The sequence below is a fragment of the Pontibacillus litoralis JSM 072002 genome (assembly GCF_000775615.1).
GTDB lineage: Bacteria > Bacillota > Bacilli > Bacillales > BH030062 > Pontibacillus > Pontibacillus litoralis.
Genome location: NZ_AVPG01000033.1, coordinates 1 through 24,699, shown reverse-complemented (window position 1 = coordinate 24,699; position 24,699 = coordinate 1). Strand labels below are relative to the sequence as shown.

The 24,699-nt window shown below is 35.6% G+C and carries 18 protein-coding genes and 2 pseudogenes; 19 read left to right on the top strand and 1 reads right to left on the bottom strand.

Annotation, left to right across the window (positions count from 1 at the left end):
* The first annotated feature begins 315 nt into the window (after positions 1-315).
* The 7 genes and pseudogenes from N784_RS16095 to N784_RS14665 all read left to right on the top strand — a co-directional run bounded on the left by N784_RS16095 (position 316) and on the right by N784_RS14665 (position 5,612).
* Positions 316-690 carry a MerR family transcriptional regulator gene (locus N784_RS16095; protein WP_052127358.1) on the top strand — a complete coding sequence of 125 codons (375 nt, stop codon included), beginning with the start codon at positions 316-318 and terminating at the stop codon, positions 688-690.
* Positions 672-1,393: pseudogene (locus N784_RS14690) on the top strand (transposase); the annotation flags it as partial. The gene N784_RS16095 and the pseudogene N784_RS14690, both read left to right, overlap by 19 nt.
* A gap of 119 nt (positions 1,394-1,512) precedes the next feature.
* Positions 1,513-2,457 carry an ABC transporter ATP-binding protein gene (locus N784_RS14685; RefSeq protein WP_036836110.1) on the top strand — a complete coding sequence of 315 codons (945 nt, stop codon included), beginning with the start codon at positions 1,513-1,515 and terminating at the stop codon, positions 2,455-2,457.
* Positions 2,444-3,220: an ABC transporter permease gene (locus N784_RS14680; RefSeq protein WP_036836109.1), complete on the top strand. Its 777-nt coding sequence runs from the start codon at positions 2,444-2,446 to the stop codon at positions 3,218-3,220. The genes N784_RS14685 and N784_RS14680 overlap by 14 nt, the downstream gene beginning before the upstream one ends.
* A 5-nt stretch (positions 3,221-3,225) precedes the next feature.
* Complete coding sequence (locus tag N784_RS14675) at positions 3,226-3,951, top strand: ATP-binding cassette domain-containing protein (RefSeq protein WP_036836107.1); 726 nt, start codon at positions 3,226-3,228, stop codon at positions 3,949-3,951.
* Complete coding sequence (locus tag N784_RS14670) at positions 3,948-4,658, top strand: hypothetical protein (protein ID WP_036836106.1); 711 nt, start codon at positions 3,948-3,950, stop codon at positions 4,656-4,658. Before N784_RS14675 ends, N784_RS14670 begins: the two co-directional genes overlap by 4 nt.
* Positions 4,659-5,084: 426 nt before the next feature.
* Positions 5,085-5,612: a hypothetical protein gene (locus tag N784_RS14665; RefSeq protein WP_036836105.1), complete on the top strand. Its 528-nt coding sequence runs from the start codon at positions 5,085-5,087 to the stop codon at positions 5,610-5,612.
* 491 nt (positions 5,613-6,103) lie between these two features.
* Here N784_RS14665 and N784_RS14660 read toward each other — a convergent pair whose 3' ends face one another.
* A complete protein-coding gene (locus N784_RS14660) occupies positions 6,104-7,348 on the bottom strand; it encodes an MFS transporter (RefSeq protein ID WP_036836104.1) in 1,245 nt (414 codons plus the stop codon).
* A gap of 401 nt (positions 7,349-7,749) precedes the next feature.
* On the opposite strand from N784_RS14660, the gene rlmD reads away from it, so the two are divergent.
* The 12 genes and pseudogenes from rlmD to N784_RS14595 all read left to right on the top strand — a co-directional run.
* Positions 7,750-9,231 carry a 23S rRNA (uracil(1939)-C(5))-methyltransferase RlmD gene (gene rlmD / locus N784_RS14655; RefSeq protein WP_036836102.1) on the top strand — a complete coding sequence of 494 codons (1,482 nt, stop codon included), beginning with the start codon at positions 7,750-7,752 and terminating at the stop codon, positions 9,229-9,231.
* A 647-nt stretch (positions 9,232-9,878) separates the two neighbouring features.
* Positions 9,879-11,156 (top strand): IS110 family RNA-guided transposase, encoded by a 1,278-nt coding sequence (locus N784_RS14650; protein WP_036836101.1) that lies wholly within the window; start codon positions 9,879-9,881, stop codon positions 11,154-11,156.
* A 588-nt stretch (positions 11,157-11,744) separates the two neighbouring features.
* Positions 11,745-12,074, top strand: a complete 330-nt coding sequence (locus N784_RS14645; protein ID WP_036836099.1) for a hypothetical protein — start codon at positions 11,745-11,747, stop codon at positions 12,072-12,074.
* A 651-nt stretch (positions 12,075-12,725) separates the two neighbouring features.
* Positions 12,726-12,956: a hypothetical protein gene (locus N784_RS14635; RefSeq protein ID WP_156965282.1), complete on the top strand. Its 231-nt coding sequence runs from the start codon at positions 12,726-12,728 to the stop codon at positions 12,954-12,956.
* Between the two features lie 616 nt (positions 12,957-13,572).
* Positions 13,573-14,190, top strand: coding sequence for a recombinase family protein (locus N784_RS14630; RefSeq protein ID WP_036836095.1), 618 nt, complete (start codon positions 13,573-13,575; stop codon positions 14,188-14,190).
* A gap of 20 nt (positions 14,191-14,210) precedes the next feature.
* Positions 14,211-15,803, top strand: coding sequence for a type I restriction-modification system subunit M (locus N784_RS14625; RefSeq protein WP_036836094.1), 1,593 nt, complete (start codon positions 14,211-14,213; stop codon positions 15,801-15,803).
* A complete protein-coding gene (locus tag N784_RS14620) occupies positions 15,793-17,019 on the top strand; it encodes a restriction endonuclease subunit S (protein WP_036836093.1) in 1,227 nt (408 codons plus the stop codon). Before N784_RS14625 ends, N784_RS14620 begins: the two co-directional genes overlap by 11 nt.
* A 29-nt stretch (positions 17,020-17,048) precedes the next feature.
* Positions 17,049-20,207, top strand: coding sequence for a type I restriction endonuclease subunit R (locus N784_RS14615; RefSeq protein ID WP_036836092.1), 3,159 nt, complete (start codon positions 17,049-17,051; stop codon positions 20,205-20,207).
* 333 nt (positions 20,208-20,540) lie between these two features.
* Complete coding sequence (locus tag N784_RS16090; RefSeq protein WP_052127357.1) at positions 20,541-21,485, top strand: hypothetical protein; 945 nt, start codon at positions 20,541-20,543, stop codon at positions 21,483-21,485.
* A gap of 3 nt (positions 21,486-21,488) precedes the next feature.
* On the top strand, positions 21,489-21,956 hold the full coding sequence (locus N784_RS14605) for a hypothetical protein (RefSeq protein WP_036836091.1): 468 nt from the start codon (positions 21,489-21,491) through the stop codon (positions 21,954-21,956).
* On the top strand, positions 21,953-23,968 hold the full coding sequence (locus tag N784_RS14600; RefSeq protein ID WP_036836090.1) for a coiled-coil domain-containing protein: 2,016 nt from the start codon (positions 21,953-21,955) through the stop codon (positions 23,966-23,968). Before N784_RS14605 ends, N784_RS14600 begins: the two co-directional genes overlap by 4 nt.
* A gap of 528 nt (positions 23,969-24,496) precedes the next feature.
* Positions 24,497-24,699 (top strand): annotated as a pseudogene (locus N784_RS14595) (transposase); the annotation flags it as partial.

Below are 24,699 nucleotides of genomic sequence, written 5' to 3'. Positions count from 1 at the left end.
AAGTCATTTACACAAAAATATTGACAGTCCCGAATTAACCCCGAATATAATATAGATTACGTCACTTTGTCTACATAAAATACCATATTTTTCTTAAATTTTTTAAAAGTTTCGTTTCAGAAATCGGTTTAACATAGCTCATTCATCCATAATTCCCAATTCCCAATTCCAAAGCTAGGCAAGTCTTTTTCCTTAATTATTATTTTCACTTATAACTTACCTATAATTATTCAGTATTTCATTTTTATCCTCATGGTTTGCTAAACTGCTGTAAAATGATATGTAATAGATTTCTCGTAGATCGGAGAGAAACATATGAAAAAATTAATGACCATTGCAGACGTTGCAAAAGAATTAAACATACCGGAATCCACGGCCCGTTATTATCGAGATAATTTTATGGATTTCATTCCTTTTGTTGGTGAAGGGAGAAAAAGACGTTACCAACCTGAAACCGTGGACGTGTTACGATTCATTGCGGATGGATTTAAACGCAAGCTAACCGCAATGGAAATCGAAGAAGATCTAAGCCAGATGTTTCCTAGGAATATGGAGGTTGAACAATCAACCGCAACATCCGCAGCAGTAGTGCAGCAGCAATCAGAAAATCCCAGCAACTCCTATGCTTTACAGCTACAAAACGCACTGGAACAAATGAATGCCACCATGCAGACCCTAAATGGGGCGTGAAAAAGAAGTCGGAAGGGAAAATGTCTTTTGGTTTGGCTACAAAGCACACTTAGTCGTAGGTACATCAAGTCAATACACCTTAGATTCTCTCTTTTCATCAGGCAGTTTAAATGATGGAAAAGCAGCTATTCCATTACTTAAAGGGCTTCATGAACGCTTTCCCGAACTTCTTTTGCGTTATCAAACCATGGATGCTGGGTATGATTATGAACCAATTTACGAACAGGTACATCGAATGGGACAACAATCTGTCATTGCATACAACAAGCGAAATGAAAGCGTACTCCTTGGTTATGACAAACATTTCGCACCGACCTGTTTTCGTGAACATTCCTATCGTTACGATAGCTTTGATTCTAAATATGAAACATTGAAGTACACGAAACCAAAGGAGTGCAACAATTGTCCACTAGCCATCGAAGGTATCTGTCAAAAAGTTTATAAGGTGAAAATAACCGAAGACCTCCGGAAATATACAGCTCCAGCTCGTGGTTCACAGGCTTGGAAAAATATTTTCAAACGTCGGACCGCTGTCGAACGTGTTAATGCCTATCTCAAAGAATTCTTTCAGCTCAACAATGTTCGTTATCGGACAGGAGAACGCGCGAAAGTCCATTTTGACATGGTAACACTTGTTTATAATGCATCAAAACTGGCTGCAGATCGTATTCATGCCCAATTAAATCAGCAACAAGCTGCATGATTTCTGTTTTTAAAAATACAATTTCGAAATTCTGTCAGTCTTTGTATTTTTAAAAAGAGCAATTATGAAGTTGACTCAAATATATAAAAATATATAAAAAAGCAACGGAGGGTGCAATAATGATAGAAATTAAGGGGGATAATAAAGATTTAATAATTAATGCCGTTTCTAAATCTTATAAGCGTGGAACTGTAAGAGCAAACTGTGACATTTCAGTTGCACTTCACCCAGGTCAAATTGTAGCAATTATTGGTCATAATGGGGCTGGTAAATCAACATTATTAAACCAAATTATTGGTATAGTTAAACCTGATCAAGGTCAAATTGATTATAACGGAATCTCATTTATTGATAATACAAAATATGCCAGAAGTCTTGTTTCTATGATGCCACAATTATATGCACCATTAGCAGGTGTTACTTTGCGCCAGTCGATTGAATCGATCTTACATATACGTGGCATATCAGGTAAAAAAAACAAAGAGCTTTGTAAAGAAATATTAGATGAATTAAAGATTGAGAAATGGGCAGACAGACCTGGTGAGAAACTTTCTGGTGGTTTACAAAGATTAGCGTCATTTGCTATGGCAGTGGTATACCCATCTCCTATACTCCTACTTGATGAGCCTACAAATGATGTTGATCCTGTAAGGAGAAAGTTAATTTGGAATTATATGAGGAAATTAGCGAGGAATGGGCATATTTTAGTTGTAGTTACTCATAATTTATTGGAAGTTGAGCAGTATGCTGACCGCTTTCTATTATTGAATCATGGTAAATTGATTCAAGATGAATTGACAGTAGGAGAACATAAACAAATATCATCCAATACTCTTTTTGTAGTCATGAATGATTGGGATGCCCTATCTAATCTACCTGAATCATTAGAGACTAGATACATAGAAGAGGAGATGCAAGTGATCTTTAATCTTTCTGCTGAACAAGTTCCTGATGCAATAGCATGGGTATTGAAACAAATTCATGAAAGGAAAGTTGTTAATTACAGGCTTACATCTGCAACGCTAGAAGCATCATATGGAGGATTAACAGATGGAAATGAATAATACTATAATAACTAATGAGAATGATGGCTGGGTATTAAGAATCAACAAGTTCTGGGGATTAATTCGTTGGAGTCTTGTGAGGCATAAATATCTTTTACCCATTTTTAGTATGGTACAAGTAGCTTTTGCGTTAGCTATTGTATACGGCCTGGCATTACTAATTCCAGATGTTAATGATATCTTGGCTTTATATTTATCTTCAGGAGCCATTTCTCTTGGAATTATTGCGGTAGGCTGTGTACTAGCTCCACAGATAGTCAGTACAGCCAAGCAAGATGGTATTTTTAAATATCAAAAAACATTGCCAGTTTCTCGTAGCTTAATACTCGTGGCGGATATTATAATTTGGTGCGTTGCTTCACTACCAGGCGTATTTATGGGATGTTTAGCTGCAAAACTTCGGTTTGATATCTCGCTAGATATAACATTTTTAAGCTTTTTAGTTATTTTAATTGCCCAGATATCTATGATATGTATTGGTTTTGCAATTGCTTATACTTTTAAGCCGAATGTTATGGCTTTAGTTACACAGTTAATAATGATTGGTGGTTTATTGTTTTCTCCTATTACTTATCCAATGGAACGATTACCAGAGTGGACGATCTACATTCATCAAATACTCCCATTTGTCCCAATTACAGATTTGTTGCGTTCAACATTATTTAATTATGGTGTGTTCTCACTAATTGATTTAATAGTCGTATTACTTTGGGCTATTTTTGGCTTTCTAATATCTCTTATTGTGCTTTCGAGAAGGGACTAGATTTTATGGTAAATATATCAATAGATAATTTATGTAAAGTTATTGATGATAATGAGGTTATAAGGAGCGCTGAGGCACATATTTCTGGAGGGGAAATATGTGCTTTCATTGGACCGAATGGAGTAGGTAAAACAACTCTATTGAAGTGTTTATTAGGTCTACTCTCCCCTGACCAAGGATCTATAAAGGTAGATAATGAAGTTTTGTCTAAATCGAATCGTTCAGAAATATTGAAGGAGTTTGGTTCTGTAATGCGACTCCCACCAGGTACTTTTGATATGACTGTGTATGAGTTATTTGTCGAACACTATAATTACATGGACATAAAAGAGCCTATTCCTTATACGGAGATGTTAGAGCTAGTTGAATTACAAGTTCCACTAACAAAAAAGATAGGTCAATTATCATTAGGGATGAAACAGCGTCTTCAGTTAGCGATAGCTTTATCTCATCGACCAAAAATAATTATATTAGATGAGCCGTTTAATGGACTAGATTTTGATGGTATAAATTTAATGAAGGGAATCCTTTCTGATTTAAAAGGTAAGGGTGTTTGTATAATAATGACTAGTCATTCATTATCAGAACTTGAGAGTTTCGTTACTAGTGTAATATTTATGTTTAATGGTAAAACTCACAAAAAAAGAGAGGTCAAAGACATAGTTAAAGATTATTCCGGTGGTCTTAAAGAATGTTATTATTTTTTGAAAGGAGAGGGGGTAAATAATTGAGAAAAATGTATTATAATTTTGAACTTTCCAAAGTAAAGAAATTTAATAAGTCTATCCTTTTAACAGCTTTTTTTGCTCAGATTATTTCGCTTTATTTTTTTACTATTATTGGGCGGTTTGATTCTTCTGAATCCGATAGTATATTAAATAACTATAGCGCTCTTTCAGGATTAGCTTCTACTATTTCTATGTGCATATTGGTGATTTATGGAGCTGTTATTATAAATGGACTTCTTGTGAAAAATTATACTGGGGAGGATAAAATCAGAACTTATTCATACCCAAACGGAAGGTCTCAATTATTCTATGATAAAGTAATGGCTTTTTCTGTTGTTTTCAATTCCTTTCAGTTCTTAGGTATGGCAGCGGCTAATATAGTTTATCTAATTATTGAATCGTTATTTCCAATACTTGATTCCCATGTATTGGCTCTAAGTTATTTAGTTCACTTTTTTATGATTAATATATCAACCGCCATACTAACTGTGGTATTAATAATTTTTGCAGGGCTAGCAGGTGTACATTTAAATTCAACAGTCGCAACTGTTGTGACAGGGGTTGTTCTAATAGCTGTACTTGGTAACATAGTAGCAATGGCTTTCGCAATCCATATACTAGTGACATTAATATCAGTTATTCTGATTGCATTCATATCCGTAATGTTAATTAAATTTACTGGTTTAAAAATAGAGCAAGATGAAATTTAGAATATAAGTGTCAAGCAGGTTGTTTCCGTTGTTAGTTGAATCTACCTAATGGTGAATTTTCATTAATACGCTTATATTCCTGAGCAACCCATATTTTATGAAGATTTAACGTTATGGGAGCACATACGCTTTTTGGCTTCCTTGGATGGCATTAATGAACGTGATTGTTTTAGCATTCTTTATTAATCAGACTTATACTATGTTGACTAATGATATGAAAACTTATGATTGGTTCAATATAGTACTGCTAGGTCTGTTTATTTACCACTTCACCTCCATAGATTATAACAATCTCATATGTTGGATATCATTGCTTCTGTAATAGCAGTAATATGGTTAATTATTACAATAATAGATGTAATAATCAGGATAAGTAAAGGACACATCAAACAACTTTATCCTTAGTAAAAAGTGGGGTGATTTTTAGTGGAAATCAAAAACTTCTATCTTAAAAAAGAAGTGTACGATTTAAATGATTTAATTCAAAATACTGAGTCTTATATTGGTGGTGTTAATAACCAATTTTTAGTTGAATTTATTGAGGAAAATAGAGATGAACTTATAGAAAATGGAACATTGATGGTAGAAGGAAGTATAGTTTTCACCTCAAATTATAAGGGAATTGGTAATATACCTATTTTTGACGATTTGTCTTCTATATATTCTTACTATTTGAATGCTATTGAAGAATATCTGGATAATGGAGTAGGTACTTTTTATTATCCTAGTCAACCAATTGAGGTAGTTTTAAAAAAGGAAGTTGGTAAAAAAACAAAATTAACGATAGATGGAGATTCTTTGGTGGTTAATGAGCAAGTTTTGATAGAAGCTCTCATAAATAATTCACAACAATTCTTTGATATATTATTAAATCAATTAAAACTCAAAAATTATGAGCATGAACTTACTCAAATAGAAGCTATTAAAAAATGTTTACTAGAAAATGGGCAATAATCATTTAACTGCTATGGCAGATGAACAAATGAAGATGTTCCATGTTCCAAGAGTATATAGAACGAGTAGGATTAGATGAAGTAGCAAGACAAGCAAGTATATGAGGAACCAGAAGAAATAAGAAACTTCATAAAATCAGATAAGCACCCTAAAGTGATCCTGTAGAGATTTTCGATTTAATTTTCGTATTCCTCCTTTATTTGGTCGATTTTCTTAAAGACACAATTGAAGTAAGCGTAAAATAGCCCACACCTATTTTTTTGATGAGGACTAATGTTATGATCTATTTAGATTTATTTGGAATGTGATATTCCTGCGGGAGTGACGTGTCCCATGGCAAGAGTTGGACTAAATGTATCTCCTATTGAATTTATATTAAGGAGTTCCTCAAATAAACAGAAACGGTTGCTAAATGAATTCAGCCCAAAGTTGGAAATCATTTATAAGTAAAGCAATATAGTGATAAAGATATTAAAAGGGACTTAAAAACATTAAGCTCCTTTTGGTCTTTCTTCAGTAATTGCAGTTAAAAAATAGTTTGCTTTTGATTTATTTAAGACTATCATATTTATAAAAATACCAATGATTAGAAAAGTAAGAGAAGCTACAATATAAGTTGGTCTAATTCCAAAGTATTCAGCTAATAAACCAATTCCAAAAGTAAGAACTATGATAATTACTGATTCAACTACGCCAATGACCCCTGAAAATCTTCCCATCAAGTAGGTAGGAACATTGTTTTGATAAAATGAGAGAAATCCTGTATTTGCAAACGAAAGAGAAAATGTTAATAAAAAGAATCCGATTGCTGCCAGAGTGAAATCTTGTGAATAAGCAAATATAAGATATCCAACAGGTGTTGCAATTGCTCCAAAGCTAATTAGAAAGTAAAGTTTAAGATACTTAGTAAATATCGCATTGATTATAGAACCAGTTATTATACCTATCCCTGCAGTAGTTACTAAAAAGCCATATGTACTTTCAGAGAAATTAAGGACTTGTGTTGCAAAAGAAGCCTCTAAAGAGTCCAGTCCAGACATAAAGATTGTCATCACGCAGAAAAGGCTATAAACCAAGGTTACATATTTATTTTGTTTAGTAAATCGTAAAGTTTCTGTCCAATCTTTATATATTAACTGCAGAGTATACTTCTCAATACCTTCTTCATCTATTTTCGCTTCCAAGTTTGGAAGGAAGAAAATAATACATGCAGATATAATTAATGATAAACTATTAAATTGGATTGCTAAAGTAGGAGTCCCCACTATAAAAAGCATCCCTGCAATTGATGGTCCTAAAATGAATCCACATGATTGTATTAAGTTCTTAAATGAATTAAACCGCTGACGATTGCCTTCTGAAACTAATTTGGTCATGTAGACAAGGGATGTCGATTCAAATGCAGTAGATCCGATGTTAATTAAAAAGACGACAACATAGATGAGAAAGATTGAATCCAAAAATGGCAGAGCAAAAATTAATACAGAACGACTTATGTCTAATGCTATCATTAATTTTCTCTTATTAGTTCGATCAATAACACTTCCTGACCAAAAATTCGAAAAAAACGTGGCGGCAGGTACTAAAATATAAAGAATTGAAACCGCAAAAGGAGACTTAGTCATATCAAGTACGATAAGGTTCAAAGCAATAAAGTAAATCCAAGCTCCTAAATTTGAAATCCCTATCCCTGTTAATAATAATAATAAAGGGTTTTTCCATTTTTTTACGTCCAAAAAAATTCTCTCCTTCCGTAAAAGATAAATGCCAAAAGGTTGTGAAGCGTTCTTATGTTGTTGTAAAGTATTTTTCTTATTTTAGGTATTAAAGTTAGTCTAATTATCCCCAGAACAACTATTGTGGCTAAAGAGGCTAGCCTAAATAATACATTACCAATATTTTCTTAATTTTCAGTATAAAACAAATTGGATGATTGGCAATGAAAAGCTTGATATATCAAAATATATTGCACACATAAGCAGCGATATTAACCAGGTTGACAGCAACTAAAAGTATATAAATGAGTAGGACTACCAACCTAATGTGCAAAGGTAGTTCTTTTTGTGTTCGTTTTACTGCCTGCTTCGGGTATTATATAATGGGGTGTCAAACAAGAAAGTAAAGATGGGAAGTGCCTATGAATAAACGAAAGAACAGCGGATATAGAAAGTCGGGGAAAAATCGCAACAAATCTGAAAAGCAGTACGGGCAACAGCCCACGGCGCGGAGGAGTCGAACAGGCGGCAAATCACAAGGGGCAAATGATGGGCGTGAGCGAAGCAAAAAAACGGTAACCGCAGAAGTGTCCTGTTCAGGCTTAACTAATGATGGTAAAGGTATCGTCCAATGGAAAGGGAAGCGGTTAGAGGTAGCGCATCTAATGCCTGGTGAAACAGCTGAGGTGCTCGTGTCCACAACCGGACGCACTGTCAAAACGGAGTTGAAGCGGATAACCAATCGGTCTAAGGATCGGGTTAAGCCACCATGTTCATATTATTACGATTGCGGTGGATGTCAGTTGCAGCATATGAGCGAGCGGGCGCAAAAGCGTGTGAAGCAGGAAACCGTAGAAGCACTCATGAAGTCGTTCGGAAAGCCGGAACCGATTATGGCAATGGACCATCCGTATGATTACAGGAACAAGAGCCATACGACATTCGGTCTGAATAAAAATAGGCAAATTATTGGTGGGCTTTATGCTCAAAACACTCACGATATCATTCCGATGGATCGTTGTCTTATTCATGATCCAAAAGCGGATGAGGTCGTGAATACGATTAAGAACATGATGAAGTCGTTTAAAATGCAGCCATATAATGAAGACACTAGACGGGGATTCTTACGGCACGTTCTCGTAAAAGTGGGCAAGGTTAGCGGTGAAATTATGGTGGTGTTGGTAGCAGCAACGTCGGTATTTAAGGGCAAGAATAATTTTGTGAACGCACTAAGAAAGACTCACCCAGAAATTACGACCATCCTGTTAAACGTGAATAACCGAAACGACAGCATGGTTTTAGGTGATCAGGAAAAAGTGCTGTTCGGTAAGGGGACGATAACGGACACCCTTTGCGGATTAAAGTTCGATATATCAGCGAAATCCTTTTATCAGATCAATCCGGTCCAGACGGAAAAGTTGTATAAGAAGGCGATCGAAATGGCTCAGCTAACTGGAAAGGAAACAGTGGTGGATGCGTACTGTGGAATTGGTACGATCGGTCTGATTGCAAGCAAGAAAGCTGGAAAGGTTATTGGCATAGAACTGAATAAAGATGCGGTTCGCGACGCCATCGGTAATTCAAAGCGCAACGGTGTAAAAAATGCCCGATTCTATCAGGGAGACGCCGGACATTTCATGGTACAGATGGCAGCACGTGGCGAGAAAGCCGATGTAGTAATTATGGATCCACCTCGAAGTGGGAGTGATGAGGCGTTCTTGTCTAGTGTGGTGAAGTTGCAGCCAAAGCGGGTAGTGTATGTATCTTGTAACCCGGTGACGCAGGAACGAGATTTGAAGTACTTAGTGAAGAATGGATATGCGGTTGAAAGTATTCAGCCGGTGGATATGTTTCCACAAACGAATCATGTGGAAACGGTTGTAAGTTTGGAGTTGAAATTGTAACCAACAATAAAAGTTCTACGAGTAACAATAAACCTTAACGAAAAGAGCTTATTTTTGAAAAAAAGACGTGTGAAAGAGTGTGAAAAAAGCGGGAAAGGAAAGTCAGAACCCCATCAAATAAGGCTTTCCCTCCCCTCCTTCACAAAACTTTATTCTTCAGAGTAATAAACTTCTATCAAAAATTCCGAATCCAAATACCGAAAAAATACCGATTCCAATTAGACTTTATTTTTAACAACAACGAAAGAATGCGGGTTCATAAGGCCGTTTTTCGTAAAAGTTTATTTTTAATGAACATAGTAGAGACAAGATTTAAGGTTTAAAATTCGATAGTTGTTCAAGTATGTATGGGCTTTATAGCATTCATATTAACCATCATTTTTTAATTAATGTGTTTAAGAAATGATGGTTTTTTATGTGAAACTTCAATGATGTTTTGATTCAAACTGAATAGAAAAAAATAACAATTAATTAATTCTATATACTTGGAACATTTGTTCTCTTCATGCTATAATCTCTTTAAACATTTGATTAAGGAGCATTCCTGTTAGAAGGATTTTCGGGGACTTGAAATAAAAAAAGCCCTCTTGTATGATGCTTGAGTGTCAACGGCATTGACCCATACATCTACAAAGAGGAGCTATCTTATGAATTCTAGTACGAATCAAAAAATTAATCAAGTTTCTGAAAATACATTAGTCATCGGAATCGATATTGCCAAGCATAAACATTACGCTTGTGCGATCGATGAACGAGGACGCGTTCTCCAAAAATCATTTCCCATCGCACAATCGCATGCTGGGTTTGAAGCGTTTTACATGCGGCTTTTAGCGTTAAAATCAACATATGAAAAACAGGATATCATGGTTGGATTCGAACCAACAGGACACTACTGGATGAACTTAGCAGCGTTTTTAACGAATGCCGGGATTCCATTCGTGATGGTCAACCCGTTTCATGTCAATCGTTCCAAAGAGTTAGACGACAACCTTCAAACGAAGAACGACCAAAAGGATGCACTTGTCATCGCACGTTTAATGCGTGACGGTCGCTTCAGCTATCCACGTCTCCTTGAAGGTGTAGAAGCCGAGTTGCGAAACGGTGCGACCTTACGTTCGAAACTTCAAGAGGATTTAAACGCCTTACAAAACCGAATCATTCGTTGGTTAGATCGCTTTTTCCCTGAGTTTACGCAGGTATTTAAAAATTTCGGGAAAATGGCGTATGCGGCACTTGAAATGACGCCACTGCCATCGGATATTCAAGGGAAAACTCCCGAAGAATTACTGTTTTTATATCGCCAAGTAGACGGGATGAAAAGCCCACAATTACCAAAGGCTAAACAATTAATTGAGGTTGCGCAAAGTTCAATTGGACTAACAGAAGGTTTAGGGATGGCACGACTAGAAATCGCCACACTGCTTTCACAGTACCAATTGATGCAGGGGCAACTCGACAAATTAACGGCTCAGTTAATTGAGCTGGCGAAACAAATGACGGATTATGAGTATTTAGCATCGGTACCGGGAATCGGTGATGTCACGATTGTTGAGTTACTTTCAGAAGTTGGTTCACTTACGCAATATGAACATCCACGCCAATTAATAAAGCTAGCGGGACTTACATTGCGTGAGAACTCTTCCGGTCAACAAAAAGGACAAAAGCGAATCTCCAAACGAGGAAGACGCAAATTACGCGCGCTCTTGTTCCGTGTCATGATGCCTTTAATACTCCATAACGAAGCATTTAAACAATTACACGAATACTACACAACCAGAACAACGAACCCGCTTCGTAAGAAGCAATCCATCATTGTGTTGTGTGGGAAGTTACTAAAAATTTTACATGCCTTGTGCAAAAAGAAAGCCATCTTTAGCCAACAACAAATGATGAGCGACTTTGCTTGTCTTCAAACGGCTGCTTAAGCGTTCCCAGCGTCAAGTAAACTCAAGAGGATGACACGGAGAAGTTGGCACTATTCATCACCTACGACCATTGATTTCATATCAAACGAGTCCCTAAAGGAGCATCGCCGACCTCTGCCTTATGAATAGACCGAACGAAGGAATGTACGCGCAAACAGACGCCTAGAGACATGGGAGGGTCCGTCATCATAAGCATCGCAGAGATCCAAAGTGCATCGATATACTGCACTGGATTAGGATAACCTTTACCAGTAAATGGTTCATCCTTTTAGCGAAGCGTTCGTAAGTATTGTTAAATAAATCAATAATTACAAATTAATGATGGGTGTATGTGTCAGAAAAAATTTTTTGACACTCAAAAATGGCGTGAGCCATTGATATATCAACATTTATAGAGGGAGTTTCAACTAATGACAAAGCAATTCACAACTCAGACTCTATACTCAAAAAACGTTTTATGGCTTACTGAAATATATAAAAAATGTTTGAAACTGGATTTTGACTTAATGGACGACATAAGCAACTGGGACCGCCTCATATATCACGGATGAATTTAGTGAAGGATATGAACCTTTATTAAAAGCGGCAGTGTGTGAATTAGGTGGACATGCAGGACATTATCATTTACTTCTTCAAACAGCTTTCGTTTCTGAACTAATAGAAGGACAAATTAGTTGTGCCGACTTTATTACAGAAGTTCGTAAAATTATAAAAGGTGATGACAAAGAAGGTGCAGATACAAGCATTATATCCTGTGATGAAGCTGTTAGAAAGGCGATAGAAGGCATAACTACATTTAAGGATTCTATGTCTCGTATTCTGACGGAAATAACAGGTAGTAAGGAGCCTATTCCCTTTTATAGATGTGATGATATATTGTTAGAATTAGATAATTACATCCTTAGGAATGTAAACTAATAAAGTAAGCAATTACCCAATGGCTTAGTTAAAATTTTGCATAAAATAAATGAGGCTTTTCTACGTGGAAATAGATATTCTACTTAGAATAAAATGAGTCAATTTTTCTGTTGTTTTAGATGATATTACGTGTTTGAATTTTACAAATCGAACCATTTTGGAGGGGTTCAAGTCTAGTTTCTAAAACTGTGGCCTTTGTTGGTCACTACCATTTTCTTTCTGATGCTATTTACATCTAACAAGGGTATCTTCCTAATTTTATTTCTGTCACAAGCATGTAATTAATGAATGGTGAATTTACGTATTTAATTGTGATATTCATGAAGCCATTTTTTTAACGTGAAGGTGGGGGATTATGTTGAAGAAAAAAACCCGATATATCATATTGTTCTTCGCTGTTGTCGGCTTCATCGCTTATGTGACGTTTATGCCTTTCAGCCCTTTATCTCTTAGCTATTCAGGAGAAAGCGAGACGTGGAGAGTAGAGGGCGTTGAAATTAGTGTCGATGAACTATTAAGGTTTGGGGAGGGTATGCTATATATGAAGGGGCAGTCCGAGTATCTGGCAGACTACTTTAAGTTGACCGGTCATATTGAACTCCAGTGGGTTGGCTATGATGCTAACAGTAGAATGCATGAATATGAGTTGAGTTGGATGCTAATAACCTTCCTGTTACGTTTGAAGACGATGTATTGGATATAGCGGAGATGGACACGGGTTGGTCATCGCCAACTGTTTTAACGTGGTTTAATACACCTGTAACCATGGGTCACATCAAAGAGGTTTATATCATCGTGCAATGGAAAGGTGAACACGACCATGAAGTAAAAGAGGAGAAAATCATTCTTACCCCAAACGACGTCCAAAACGATCTAGAATAAGCATGAACACAAGAGAGCAACGTAAACCCCCTGCGTTGCTCTTATTCATTTACTGCATCAGTTTGTTGGTCGGAAACGTGATGTTTTTTGTTCCTTTTTGGGTCGAAATGTTCCTTTTTCACCCCAAATGTTCCTCCAATGTCCCTGGTTTTTCACGCCAAAAAGGAACAGCTAAATCCTTTCATATCAAGGCTTATTGAGATGTTGTTCCTTTGTTCCTACTTCTTTTAATCAAAGACTATAATAAATAAATATTTAATAAAGCGTTACGCGTATAAAAGTTTGTTCGAAAAAACCAGGAACAGAGGAACATTTTTCGAATCAAGACACTTCTTGCTAGAAAGGATGTCTTATCAATACCCACCATATTTTTCCTGTGACCTTGCAAAAGTGAAGAACCCTTATCTCTAATTAAATGGCTGTCATTGAATTGACGGCCATTTAGTTTACCATCAAAACTGTGACAATAGGGTTTACCTCATTCTTGATTCGGCACAGGTTTATTTTTATACATTTTGTTTAATCTAAGTACACTCTGGTTAAACAAATGAAAGTGTAGTACTATCAATATATAGGTTTGTTCAAACTGACTTGTTCAGTGAATGAGGTGGAAAAGTTGATTATTGGATATGCCAGGGTTAGTTCAAAAAAACAAAATCTTGCTCGGCAGATAAAAGAACTTGAAGCATTTGGTTGTGACCGTATCATTAAAGAAAAAGAATCAGGTAAAAACTTTAAAGAACGTACAGCCTATAATGAAATGCGGTCTAAAATGCGATTTGGAGATGTTTTAGTTGTTCATGATCTCAGCCGATTTGGAAGGAACAAGCAAGAAATCCGGGACGAATGGAAAGCATTAATGGATGAAGACATTGATATTGTGGTCCTGAATATGCCGATTCTTGATACCAGGAAGTATAGAGAACTGGAAGGTATGGGGCAATTAGTTTCTGATTTGGTGTTAACTTTGCTTTCCTGGATGGTGGATGAGGAAAGAGAACGGATAAAGGTAGCTCAAAAAGAAGGTATAGAGATTGCTAAGAAAGAAGGAAAGTTCCGGGGTGGGAAGAAAAAGTATCATGCTGGGGCTACCGGTAAAGATAAGGTTATTTATGATAGAGTGGTACAATTGTTAGAAGAAAAAAATAGTGTGATGGATATACATCGAGAAGTGGGTATTTCTAGGAACACTATTTATGATATTAAAAGAAATATTGAAGTAATAGAAAAATAATAGAAGGTTGTGGGAATACGATGTCTGAATTAAATTCACAATTATTTAGTGCTGCAGATAGTTTACGCAGTAAGATGGATGCATCCGAATACAAAGATTATTTATTAGGGTTAATTTTCTACAAGTACTTATCAGATAAATTACTCGTAAAAGTGGTGGAGTTAGCTGATGAATCAATAGAAGCGTATGATACGCAAATAAAACAGACGGAATTATACCGGGAACTACTTGCTGATGAAGATGTAAAAGATGATTTAATAGAAACATTAGTAGACACACTAGGACATCATATTGAGCCAGATTACTTATTCAATGTTTTGGCTGATGAAGCAAAACAAAACATCTTTCAACTGAACGATTTAAATAAAGCGTTTGTAGATTTGTCTACGAGTTACGAGCAGTTTAGTGGGTTATTTGATGATGTGGATCTCACTTCTAAAAAGCTCGGGTCAGACGATCAACAACGTAATATTACGATATCCGATGTGTTGAAGAAACTAAGTGAAATTGATGTCATGGGTCATGACGGGGATGTTATTGGTGATGCATATGAATTTCTAATTGGAGAATTTGCTTCTGAAGCTGGGAAGAAGGCAGGCGAGTTCTATACCCCAAGTAAAGTATCGGATATGATGGCGCAAATTGTGGCACTTGGTCAAGAAGATAAGAAGTTATTCAGCGTCTATGACCCAACGATGGGATCAGGTTCGTTGATGTTAAATGTACGAAACTATCTTAACTATCCAGAAAGTATAAAATATCACGGTCAGGAACTGAATACAACAACATATAACTTAGCAAAGATGAACCTGATTTTGCACGGAGTTCGTAAAGAAGATATGCGCCTGCGTAATGGCGATACATTAAATAAGGATTGGCCGACAGATGAGCCCTATCTATTTGACTCTGTCTTAATGAATCCACCGTATTCTGCTAAATGGTCATCTGACGCGTCTTTCTTAGATGATTCCCGTTTCAATCGCTACGGTAAATTAGCACCTAAATCAAAAGCAGACTTTGCCTTTCTCCTGCATGGTTTCTATCATTTAAAAGATTCAGGAACGATGGCGATTGTTCTACCTCATGGTGTTTTATTCCGAGGGGCTGCAGAAGGTGTTATTCGTAAAAAGTTATTAGAAGATGGCAGTATTGACGCGGTTATTGGCATGCCAGCAAACCTATTCTTTGGGACATCGATTCCAACAACCGTCATTATTTTGAAGAAAAATCGAGATAATCGTGATGTATTCTTTATTGATGCAAGTAAAGAGTTTGAAAAAGGTAAAAATCAAAATAAGTTAACGAAAGAACATGTTACAAAGATTGTGGACACGTATAAAAAACGGGAAGATGTGGAGAAGTTTTCTCATCTCGCAACATTTGAAGAGATTGAAGAAAATGAATTCAATTTAAATATTCCACGATATGTAGATACGTTTGAAGAAGAAGAGCCAGTTGATATGGCTGCACTTGGATCATCGATAAAAGACATTCGTCAAGAAAAAGCTGCATCAGAAAAAAGTTTATATGAAACCATTTCTTCGTTGCAATATGATAAAGAAAATGAAGAATGGATTAAAGGTGCATTAGAGGTGTTTAAGCGTGGGGAATAAGAGAGTTCCAGAGATAAGATTTGCGGGGTTTACAGGAGATTGGGAACGACGTTATGTAAGTGATTTATCTGTAGAAACATTTGGTGGTGGAACTCCAAAAACCTCTGTTGAAGAATATTGGGATGGTGATATACCTTGGATTCAAAGTTCTGATTTAAAAGAGCACCAAGTTTCAAATGTTTTTCCAAAGAAAAAAATTACTGATAATGGCTTACAAAATTCAGCAGCTAAATTAGTTCCTGAAAATTCAATAGCAATAGTGACAAGAGTAGGTGTTGGCAAAGTTGCCTTATTAAGTTTCCAATATGCAACAAGTCAAGATTTTCTCTCATTAAGCAATCTTCAAGTAAATAAATGGTTTGGAGTCTTTGCAATGTATGAGCTACTTCAAAAAGAGATACATAAGGTACAAGGAACCTCTATAAAAGGAATTACAAAGAATGAACTATTGGATAAGGTAATTTATGTTCCATCTAATATAAAAGAACAAAAAAAGGTAGGCTCTCTTTTTAAACAACTAGACGATACTATAGCTCTTCATCAGCAAGAACTAGACACCCTCAAAGAAACAAAGCAGGGATTCTTGCAAAAAATGTTTCCAAAAGAAGGGGAGTCTGTGCCTGAAATTCGATTTCCTGGGTTTACTGGAGATTGGCAACTGAATTTGGTTGAAGATTTTTCGGAAGAGACTTTAGGTGGGGGAACACCAAAAACTTCAATTGAGGAATACTGGAATGGTGACATACCATGGATTCAAAGTTCGGATTTGCAGGAACATCAAGTTTCAAACGTAGTTGAAAAGAAAAAAATCACTGAAAAAGGATTAAATAATTCTGCTACTAAATTAGTACCAAAAACTTCAATTGCTATAGTTACTAGGGTTGGATTTGGTAAAGTTGCATTTATGAATTTTGATTATGCAACAAGTCAAGATTTTCTCTCATTAGTTAATTTGAAAGTATATGGCTGGTTTGGTGTTTATTCATTATATAATCGATTACAAAAAGAATTAAATAATGTACAAGGAACATCGATAAAAGGTATTACAAAACAGGAACTTTTGAAAATGAAAATCTTTATACCAACAAGTATCGAAGAACAAACAAAAATAGGTGCGTTCTTCAAACAACTAGACGAAACTATAGCTTTACACGAACAAGAACTAGAAACCCTAAAACAAACTAAAAAAGCCTTCCTACAAAAAATGTTTGTTTAAAAAATAGTAATCTAGAAAGGAGGAAAACCATGACAAAACTTTCCCACAACAATGAAGCAGAGGTCGAACGGCGGCTCATTGAAGTATTAGCTGAAGGATATAATCAATGGAATTATCGCCCTGACTTAAAGTCGGAAGCGGATCTCTGGCAAAACTTGCGACAGATTATCACGCAAAATAATTTGTCAGAAATTGGCGAACATCCAATTACAGATAAAGAATTTGATACGATTAAAACAGAACTCTTATTGCGAACAAAAACGCCCTTTGAAGCTGCTAAATGGCTCAAAGGGGAGAATGGAATTGCACGTATTACCATTGAAAGAGAAAATGTCGCATTAGGACCGATGTCGTTAGTGCTGTATTCCAATCATGATATCGGTGGTGGAATATCGAGATATGAAGTCGTCCATCAAATTGCAAAGCAAAAGGCGACGGTGGAAGATCGGAATCGTCGTTTTGATGTCACGTTATTAATTAATGGTCTTCCGATTGTACAAATCGAACTAAAACAGGCGAGTGCAAAAGACGGTGTGTTTCAAGCATTTAATCAAGTAAAGAAATATGCAGAAGAAGGGATGTTTCGCGGGAATATCTTTTCTACACTGCAACTTTTTGTAGTTTCCAATGAGCAAACGACACGCTACTTTGCGAATGCGATGCCCAAGAATATGTATAAGAAATTTCTCTTTAGCTGGAGAACAAGGGATAACCAAAAAGTAGATAATCTCTATGAATTTGTCAAACAAGCTTTAAATATTCCAGATGCACATCGGTTAGTTGCGGATTATACGATTGTGAGTGAAGATCAAGATAATAAAGTATTGATGGTCTTAAAACCGTATCAAATTCATGCGATTCAAGCATTATATACTTCTGCAAGTAAACATCAGTCTGGCTACATTTGGCATGCGACAGGTTCAGGAAAAACGTTAACGAGTTTTGTTTCTACAAAATTACTTGCTAAAAAACCTGGAGTGGACCGCACGATTATGCTTATTGACCGAAAAGATTTAGATAGCCAGACAACTTCCGAGTTTACAAAATTTGCATCGGAATATAATACGGGAATTTCAACTGGCAATGCACGGTCAAATAGTTTAATTATTGGAACAGGGAGTGCGAAAGAATTAAGTGATACGTTGCTATCGGATGCGAATACCAATACAGTCATCATTATGACACGTCAAAAGCTAGAGTCTGCCATTAGATATACGGAAAAGGTAGAAGAGAAGAAAGGTACACAACGTTTTAAAAAGTTACTTGGCCAACATATCGTCTTTATAGTTGATGAATGTCATCGTGCTTTAAGCGCCGAAGGAATGGAGGATATGAAAGAATTTTTTCCTAATTCTACCTGGTTTGGATTTACTGGAACACCGATATTTGAAGTCAATAAAAAGCAGGCGAAAGGGAACTTAGCACGGACAACACGTGACCAATATGGCGATGTCTTGCATACCTATACGATTAAAAATGCATTGGAAGATGGTGCGGTTTTGGGCTTCCAAGTAGAACATGAAAACACGATTGAAACGACTTCCTTACAAAATATCATTTTTGACCAACTGCGTAAAAGTACTAAATATGCGAATGCTGCAGACGAAGAAATAAATCAGTTCATTGATGAAATGGATGGAATCGAGCAAGAGACCTATCTTGATCCTTCTATTTATGAAAAGCAAGAGCATATTCAGCAGGTGCTTCGGAAGATTTTTAGACCAGATAATGCTTATATGAAATTTAATTTTGAAAACGGTCGTCCGCAAAAGTCTGCCATTTTAACAACGAGTTCGATTAATATGGCAAAACGGTATTATCATGCGATAAAAGAGATGACGAAGGATCCAGAATGGTTACAGAATGTGTTTGCTAATCAACCAATTCGAACTGGAAGAACAATGGAAGATCCAGATTTTCCGCGAATTGCGATTACATATTCTTTACAGGAAGACGATGAAAAGGCAGCAGCAAACCAAGATGAAATGAAGGAAATTATAAAAGAATACAACGGTTATTACGATACTGCATGGTCGCTCGAGAGTATCGATCGCTACAATGGTGATATTAATAATCGCTTGGCACGTAAGAGAGCAGAGTTTAAAGAGTTTGGAAAACAAGTGGATCTTGTAATTGTTGTTGAGCGTTTATTAACCGGTTTTGATGCACCGACTGTCCAGACTTTGTTTGTAGATCGTAATTTGGAATATGCCAATTTGATTCAAGCTTTTTCGCGAACGAACCGAACCTACCCTGGTAAAGAAAAGGGATTAATCGTGACTTTCCGAAAGCCACATACGATGGAATACAATGTCCAAGAGGCAACAAAAGTGTATTCTAATGAAGATGAAGCATCGACACTCATTTATCCAACGTATGAGGAATCAAAGAAACGTTTCAAAAAGTCGCATAAAAAGTTACAAAGTGTTGCGCCAAATATTGAAGAAATCGATGAGCATACGCCAATCGAAACGCGAGTAGAATTTGTAAAAGCATTCCAAGAGTTAAATAATGCGTATGAAGCACTCGTCACATATAACGAATACAACGATGATGTGGAATCTTCCGAAGCGTTGCAAGGTCAAGTGAAGATTATCGAAGAATCTGTCGGTATCTATAACACGGTGAAGGGTTCATTAATAGAGGTAGATGATGGTGGTGGAGAAGAAGTAGATTTCTCTGATATTGAATTTTACGGGGAAAATGCCGTTAAAATTTATGATGTGGACTCAAGTTATATTGACAAGTTACTAGAAACCTACTCAGCCAATAATAAGAATATTCGTGATGATATTGAGAACGCCTTACAAAAATTAGAGAAGAAAGAAATCGTTAAAGAAGTATACCGTGCGATTTTAAATGCGATTGATAATGATGAAGTTGCTGCAGATGAAGATATTTTCATTGTCAAACGTGCTTACTTCACAGATGCACAAAACAAAGCGATTTTAGACTTTTCTAATACATGGTTTGTTGACAAAGAAGCACTCCATTTATCAAAGGTTCAATATCTGGTTGGAATGGATCCAATACCAAATATTAGTGACATAATTAATAGCAGGGATTTTGAGCAGTATAAAGCTGTCAATCCTGATGCAAAGCCATTAAAATATGGACCAGAAATGAAACGACAGTGGAGAAAGATATTGGATGATACACTTATTCCTTTGAGGGATGAGTTGAGATAACATGTTCTTTTTTGAATCTTGATTTGAATAGGTGGCACTCGATGGCCACCTTTTTCAATTTGTTTTTTATCCTTGAGGCTGGGGTTAAAAGTTGAACGAGTAAAATTACATTTGAGATAAACACAAGCAGGGCCAATGGATGTGCCCCCCCAGGTATCAAAGAATACTTCGTTAGAAACAGAATAGCAATTAATTGATTCAATCAATAGTATTCGGACTAATAGCTAACCAAATAATTATAAAAATTAAATAGCTAAAAATGATAAAGTCATGTACCATTATAATTAGAATATTCTATATCAATTATTTTTTACTTTGGTACGGAGGGTAAATATGTTCAGAACACCTTTTGGTACATACAATGGTGACAGTTGGGAAGAACACTGTCAAACCTTTTTAAAAATGAAATATGAAGCTGATGGTTATCAAGAGATGACTGCACATACACAAGGCGATTTGGGAATAGAGGGTTTCACGAGAAAAGGTATCGTCTTTCAATGTTACTGCCCTGATGAAGAATATGATTCTACTAAATTATATAGCCACCAAAGAGATAAAATTACCAAAGATTTAAATAAATTGAAAAAATATAAAAGCCAATTATTAACCTTCTTTCAAGGAGTCAAAATTAAAAGATGGATCTTCCTTACACCAAAGGTAACAAATAAAGCTCTTATTGCTCATTGTCATGAAAAAGCTGTTGAATATAGGAATGATGCGACAATGAAGGGATTATTAGATGATTCCTTTGATGTTCTTGTACATGATGAGCTATTTTATGGTAAGGAAATTATTCAAGCAAAGCAAATTCTAAATGAAAAGATAAATATTGAGGTACCAGTACCTGATGAACAGGAGGTTATCGACTGGAAGCAGTGTCAAACAGCCTCTATTGCTATTTTAGACAGGAAGATAGGAAAACTGTTCGAACACTTGGATGAGATACCTAAAACCCAAAACACAAATAAATTTATTGACTTACAAGTACGTAACTATATTAAAGGTCAGGAAATTCTAAATCATATGCAGCAAACATATAGTTCAGCATATGAGAAACAAGTAAAAATTAAAAGTTCCATTGCAAGCCATTTGGAAGCAGAAGTATTACTAACAGATTTGGCACCAAAAGAATTGTTGAAAGAAACTCTGGAAAAGTACAAGTTAGCTTTAATGGGAGAAAATTTTCACGATATTTTTGAATTCTCAGTGTACAACGATTTATGTCATGAAGCAATAGCGAGTTGGCTAATTGACTGCCCATTAGACTTTGGAGGGTAAAAAATGGATTTACCATTAGATGAAATAAAAGAAATTAGATTTAGTAGAAAAAGAGTGCCAATCTCGCCTGAACTACGACCGATGTACAGAATTTCCCGAATTATTCTTATCCTACATCTTTCTTCAACAAAGCAAACAGCTTCTCTTCTAAAATTGCAGTTGTTTAATTGGGGCTTGCAGAATGAGGGACGCTATGAGAGATTGCTGAAACTAAAGGAGACAAGTCACTTTCCTATTATTCGCTTTGATCCCTTTTTGAATAGAGCTCTAAATTACGGAGTGGCAATGAGTGTTTTTTCGTTTAACGTTAAAACTGGTAAATTCTCATTAACTGAAAAAGGGGAAGTTTTGGCACAAAGAATATTAAAAGAAGATGTATTTTTAAACGAGAAAAAATTTTTAAAAGCAATTAAAAAGAGCCTATCAGATACTTATATTTTGCAATTATTTAAAGAGAGGTATCCCTCATGAATCGAATAAAATTGAATCACCTAAAAATAACGATTGATACTTCAGATGGAGTATTTGGCACTGATATTCCTTTCCAAGACGGATTTAATGTATTAAGAGCTAGAAATACAAAAGGAAAAAGTTCTACTCTAAATTCCATACTTTATGTATTAGGTATCGAAGAGATGCTTGGTGGGAGAAATGCGAAAACGATGAAGCCTGTGCTAAAAGACAAGCTGTCATTTAAGGGAAAAGAAGTCCCTATCTTAGAATCGAAAGTACAGTTAGAGATTTCCAATCATAGAGGGGAAATTATTACACTGACCAGATGGATTAAGTCTCCTAGTATTGATGAGAAATTAATTAGAGTTCATTTTGGAACTCAATTGTCAAAAGAAAATAAAGTGAATTTCAAAGATTTTTACGTTCATATGAAGGGTTCTGCATCAGAGAACGCAGGTTTTCATACCTTTTTGTCAAACTTTTTAGAATGGAAATTGCCAGAAGTTCCGACATTCGATGGTGGGGACAGAATTTTATACATTCAGACAATTTTCCCTTTATTCTTTGTCGAGCAGACTAAGGGATGGAGCAGTTTTTATTCCCCTATTTCAGGAAGTTTTGGAATAAGAGATTTATCTAAGCGAGCATTTGAATTTTTACTAAACATGGATGTTACCAAGAACACCAAGGAACGTGAAGAGTTAAAAATCACTAAAGCTTTACTTGCTAATAAATGGTCCTCTTTAAAGCAGGATGTAGAAGAACTAGCAGTCGCTATTCACGCAGAGATACCGAGTCTACCTGAAAAGCCAATACTCTTAGATGAGTTATCATTGAATGTTTATAATGATAATAAAAAACTAGTGTCCATCGTTGATCGTATATTTGAATTAGAGAGTTCAATAAAAGAAAAAGAAAATTACAGTGTTGTAAAAATATCGGATGTAGCGACAAAATATGAAAAGAAAGTAAAAGAACAAGACCTTTTAGTATTACAATTGCAAAATGAAATAAACTCTATCAGGCAGGATTTACATTTAGAACGAAACAACCAGCAATCTATGAGTGAGAATCTAAAAAATTTAGAAATAGATTTGAAACGAAATCAAGAGGCTGAAAAGCTTTACAAACTAGGGTCAGATGTTGATTCAAGCTTTTCGCAAGGTGTCTGCCCAACTTGTAATCAACATGTTGAAGATTCACTTATGCCTCCTGAAACAAGTATTCAGCCATTGGGTTTGTCAGAGAATATAACCTTTATTAAAGAGCAAATTAATACGCTGAGATTCGGTATAAAGCAATCACAAAAAGTTATACAAAATAAGCAGTCAAAGCTGACTGTAATTACCGAACATCTTGATAATGCCAGAAGGGAGCTAAGACTATACAAATCCGAATTGAATGGAAATCCCCAATTACCTACTAAGAAGGAATTGGAAAAATTAGTAGAATTAAAAATCCATTTAAATAAGTTATATGATGTGAGCAGCTCTTATGAGAAAATAGAACAGCGTTTTGAGGTAATAAAAGAAGAGTGGAGAGATTATTTATCTAGGCAGGAAACATTACCAAAAGATTATTTTTCTGAGCTGGATAAGAAGAAGTTAACTTATTTTGAGAAAGAGTTCGTAACTTTATTAGAGACTTTTAGCTTCTCCAGTATTAATACGGATGAAATCACTATTTCTCATGATAAATACACTCCTATTGTTAGCGGTTTTGATATCAAATTTGATTCATCAGCAAGCGATAATATACGCCTAATTTGGTCTTATGTGATTGCCATTTATAAAACAAGTCAAAAGTTTTCTGGTAACCATCCAGGACTGATGGTGTTTGACGAACCAGGTCAGCAACAGATGGCAGTAAAAAGTCAAAAACAACTTTTTGAAGTATTATCAAAGACGAAGGGTCAAGCAATCGTAGGAACATCTTTAGAACCAGAAGAGATAAAGGAGATGACGAAAAATCAGACTCTAAATGTAATTGACTTGGGTGAAGATTATATTATTAAGCCTTTAACTAAGTAGACAATTATAAGTTAAAATCGTAGAAGCGTTTAACTCACTCTATTAGGGTTAAACGTTTTTTAATTAAATTGATTTTTATTTCTTTGCTAATTGGACAAGCACCTTATGTGAACGAACTCGTTATTTCACAATGGACAACCAGTGTTCAACCGCCAGATACTAGAAATTAGGTTAATTAAAGAACAGCTACAAAGTTTAGAAAAACAAGCAAATAGATACTCATACTCTATAATGAATTGAGCAGAAATGTAAAAAAACAAGAAATCAAATTATTTCCAGTATATAGCCTGCCAGCGTATTTATTTGAATACCTTTTTGAATGGAAAAACGTTGATTTAAATAGGTTTATGAACTCCCATATAATATGGAAGAAACTCGTCTATGAAAGAACGTATAAAGTACTATGTTAGGTGAAATTGTTGGAGAGTATAAAATATTTTGTGTAAATAACCGTAAACATAGAGAAAGGAAGACCTTTTCTTGGTAGAATTAAGTCACCACAACTAATCCCAGAAAAGAGGTCTTCCTATGAATCAGTTTACAACAGAAATCGTCGATGCACTAGTGAAAAAACAAGATATTACAGAGGTTTTTCGATCGCATCTTGAGATGGCCATGAATACGCTTTTGAAGACCGAACTAACAAAATTCCTAGACTATGAAAAATATGATCGTGCAGGTTTCACTCAGGCAACTCCCATAATGGGTCTTATTCGCGCACGCTTCACACG

Coding starts and splice junctions, on each gene's coding strand:
- N784_RS14600 (WP_036836090.1), top strand. CDS start 21,953: ATGAATCGAATAAAATTGAATCACCTAAAAATAACGATTGATACTTCA.
- N784_RS14685 (WP_036836110.1), top strand. CDS start 1,513: ATGATAGAAATTAAGGGGGATAATAAAGATTTAATAATTAATGCCGTT.
- N784_RS14625 (WP_036836094.1), top strand. CDS start 14,211: ATGTCTGAATTAAATTCACAATTATTTAGTGCTGCAGATAGTTTACGC.
- N784_RS14650 (WP_036836101.1), top strand. CDS start 9,879: ATGAATTCTAGTACGAATCAAAAAATTAATCAAGTTTCTGAAAATACA.
- N784_RS16090 (WP_052127357.1), top strand. CDS start 20,541: ATGTTCAGAACACCTTTTGGTACATACAATGGTGACAGTTGGGAAGAA.
- rlmD (WP_036836102.1), top strand. CDS start 7,750: ATGAATAAACGAAAGAACAGCGGATATAGAAAGTCGGGGAAAAATCGC.
- N784_RS14675 (WP_036836107.1), top strand. CDS start 3,226: ATGGTAAATATATCAATAGATAATTTATGTAAAGTTATTGATGATAAT.
- N784_RS16095 (WP_052127358.1), top strand. CDS start 316: ATGAAAAAATTAATGACCATTGCAGACGTTGCAAAAGAATTAAACATA.
- N784_RS14615 (WP_036836092.1), top strand. CDS start 17,049: ATGACAAAACTTTCCCACAACAATGAAGCAGAGGTCGAACGGCGGCTC.
- N784_RS14605 (WP_036836091.1), top strand. CDS start 21,489: ATGGATTTACCATTAGATGAAATAAAAGAAATTAGATTTAGTAGAAAA.
- N784_RS14680 (WP_036836109.1), top strand. CDS start 2,444: ATGGAAATGAATAATACTATAATAACTAATGAGAATGATGGCTGGGTA.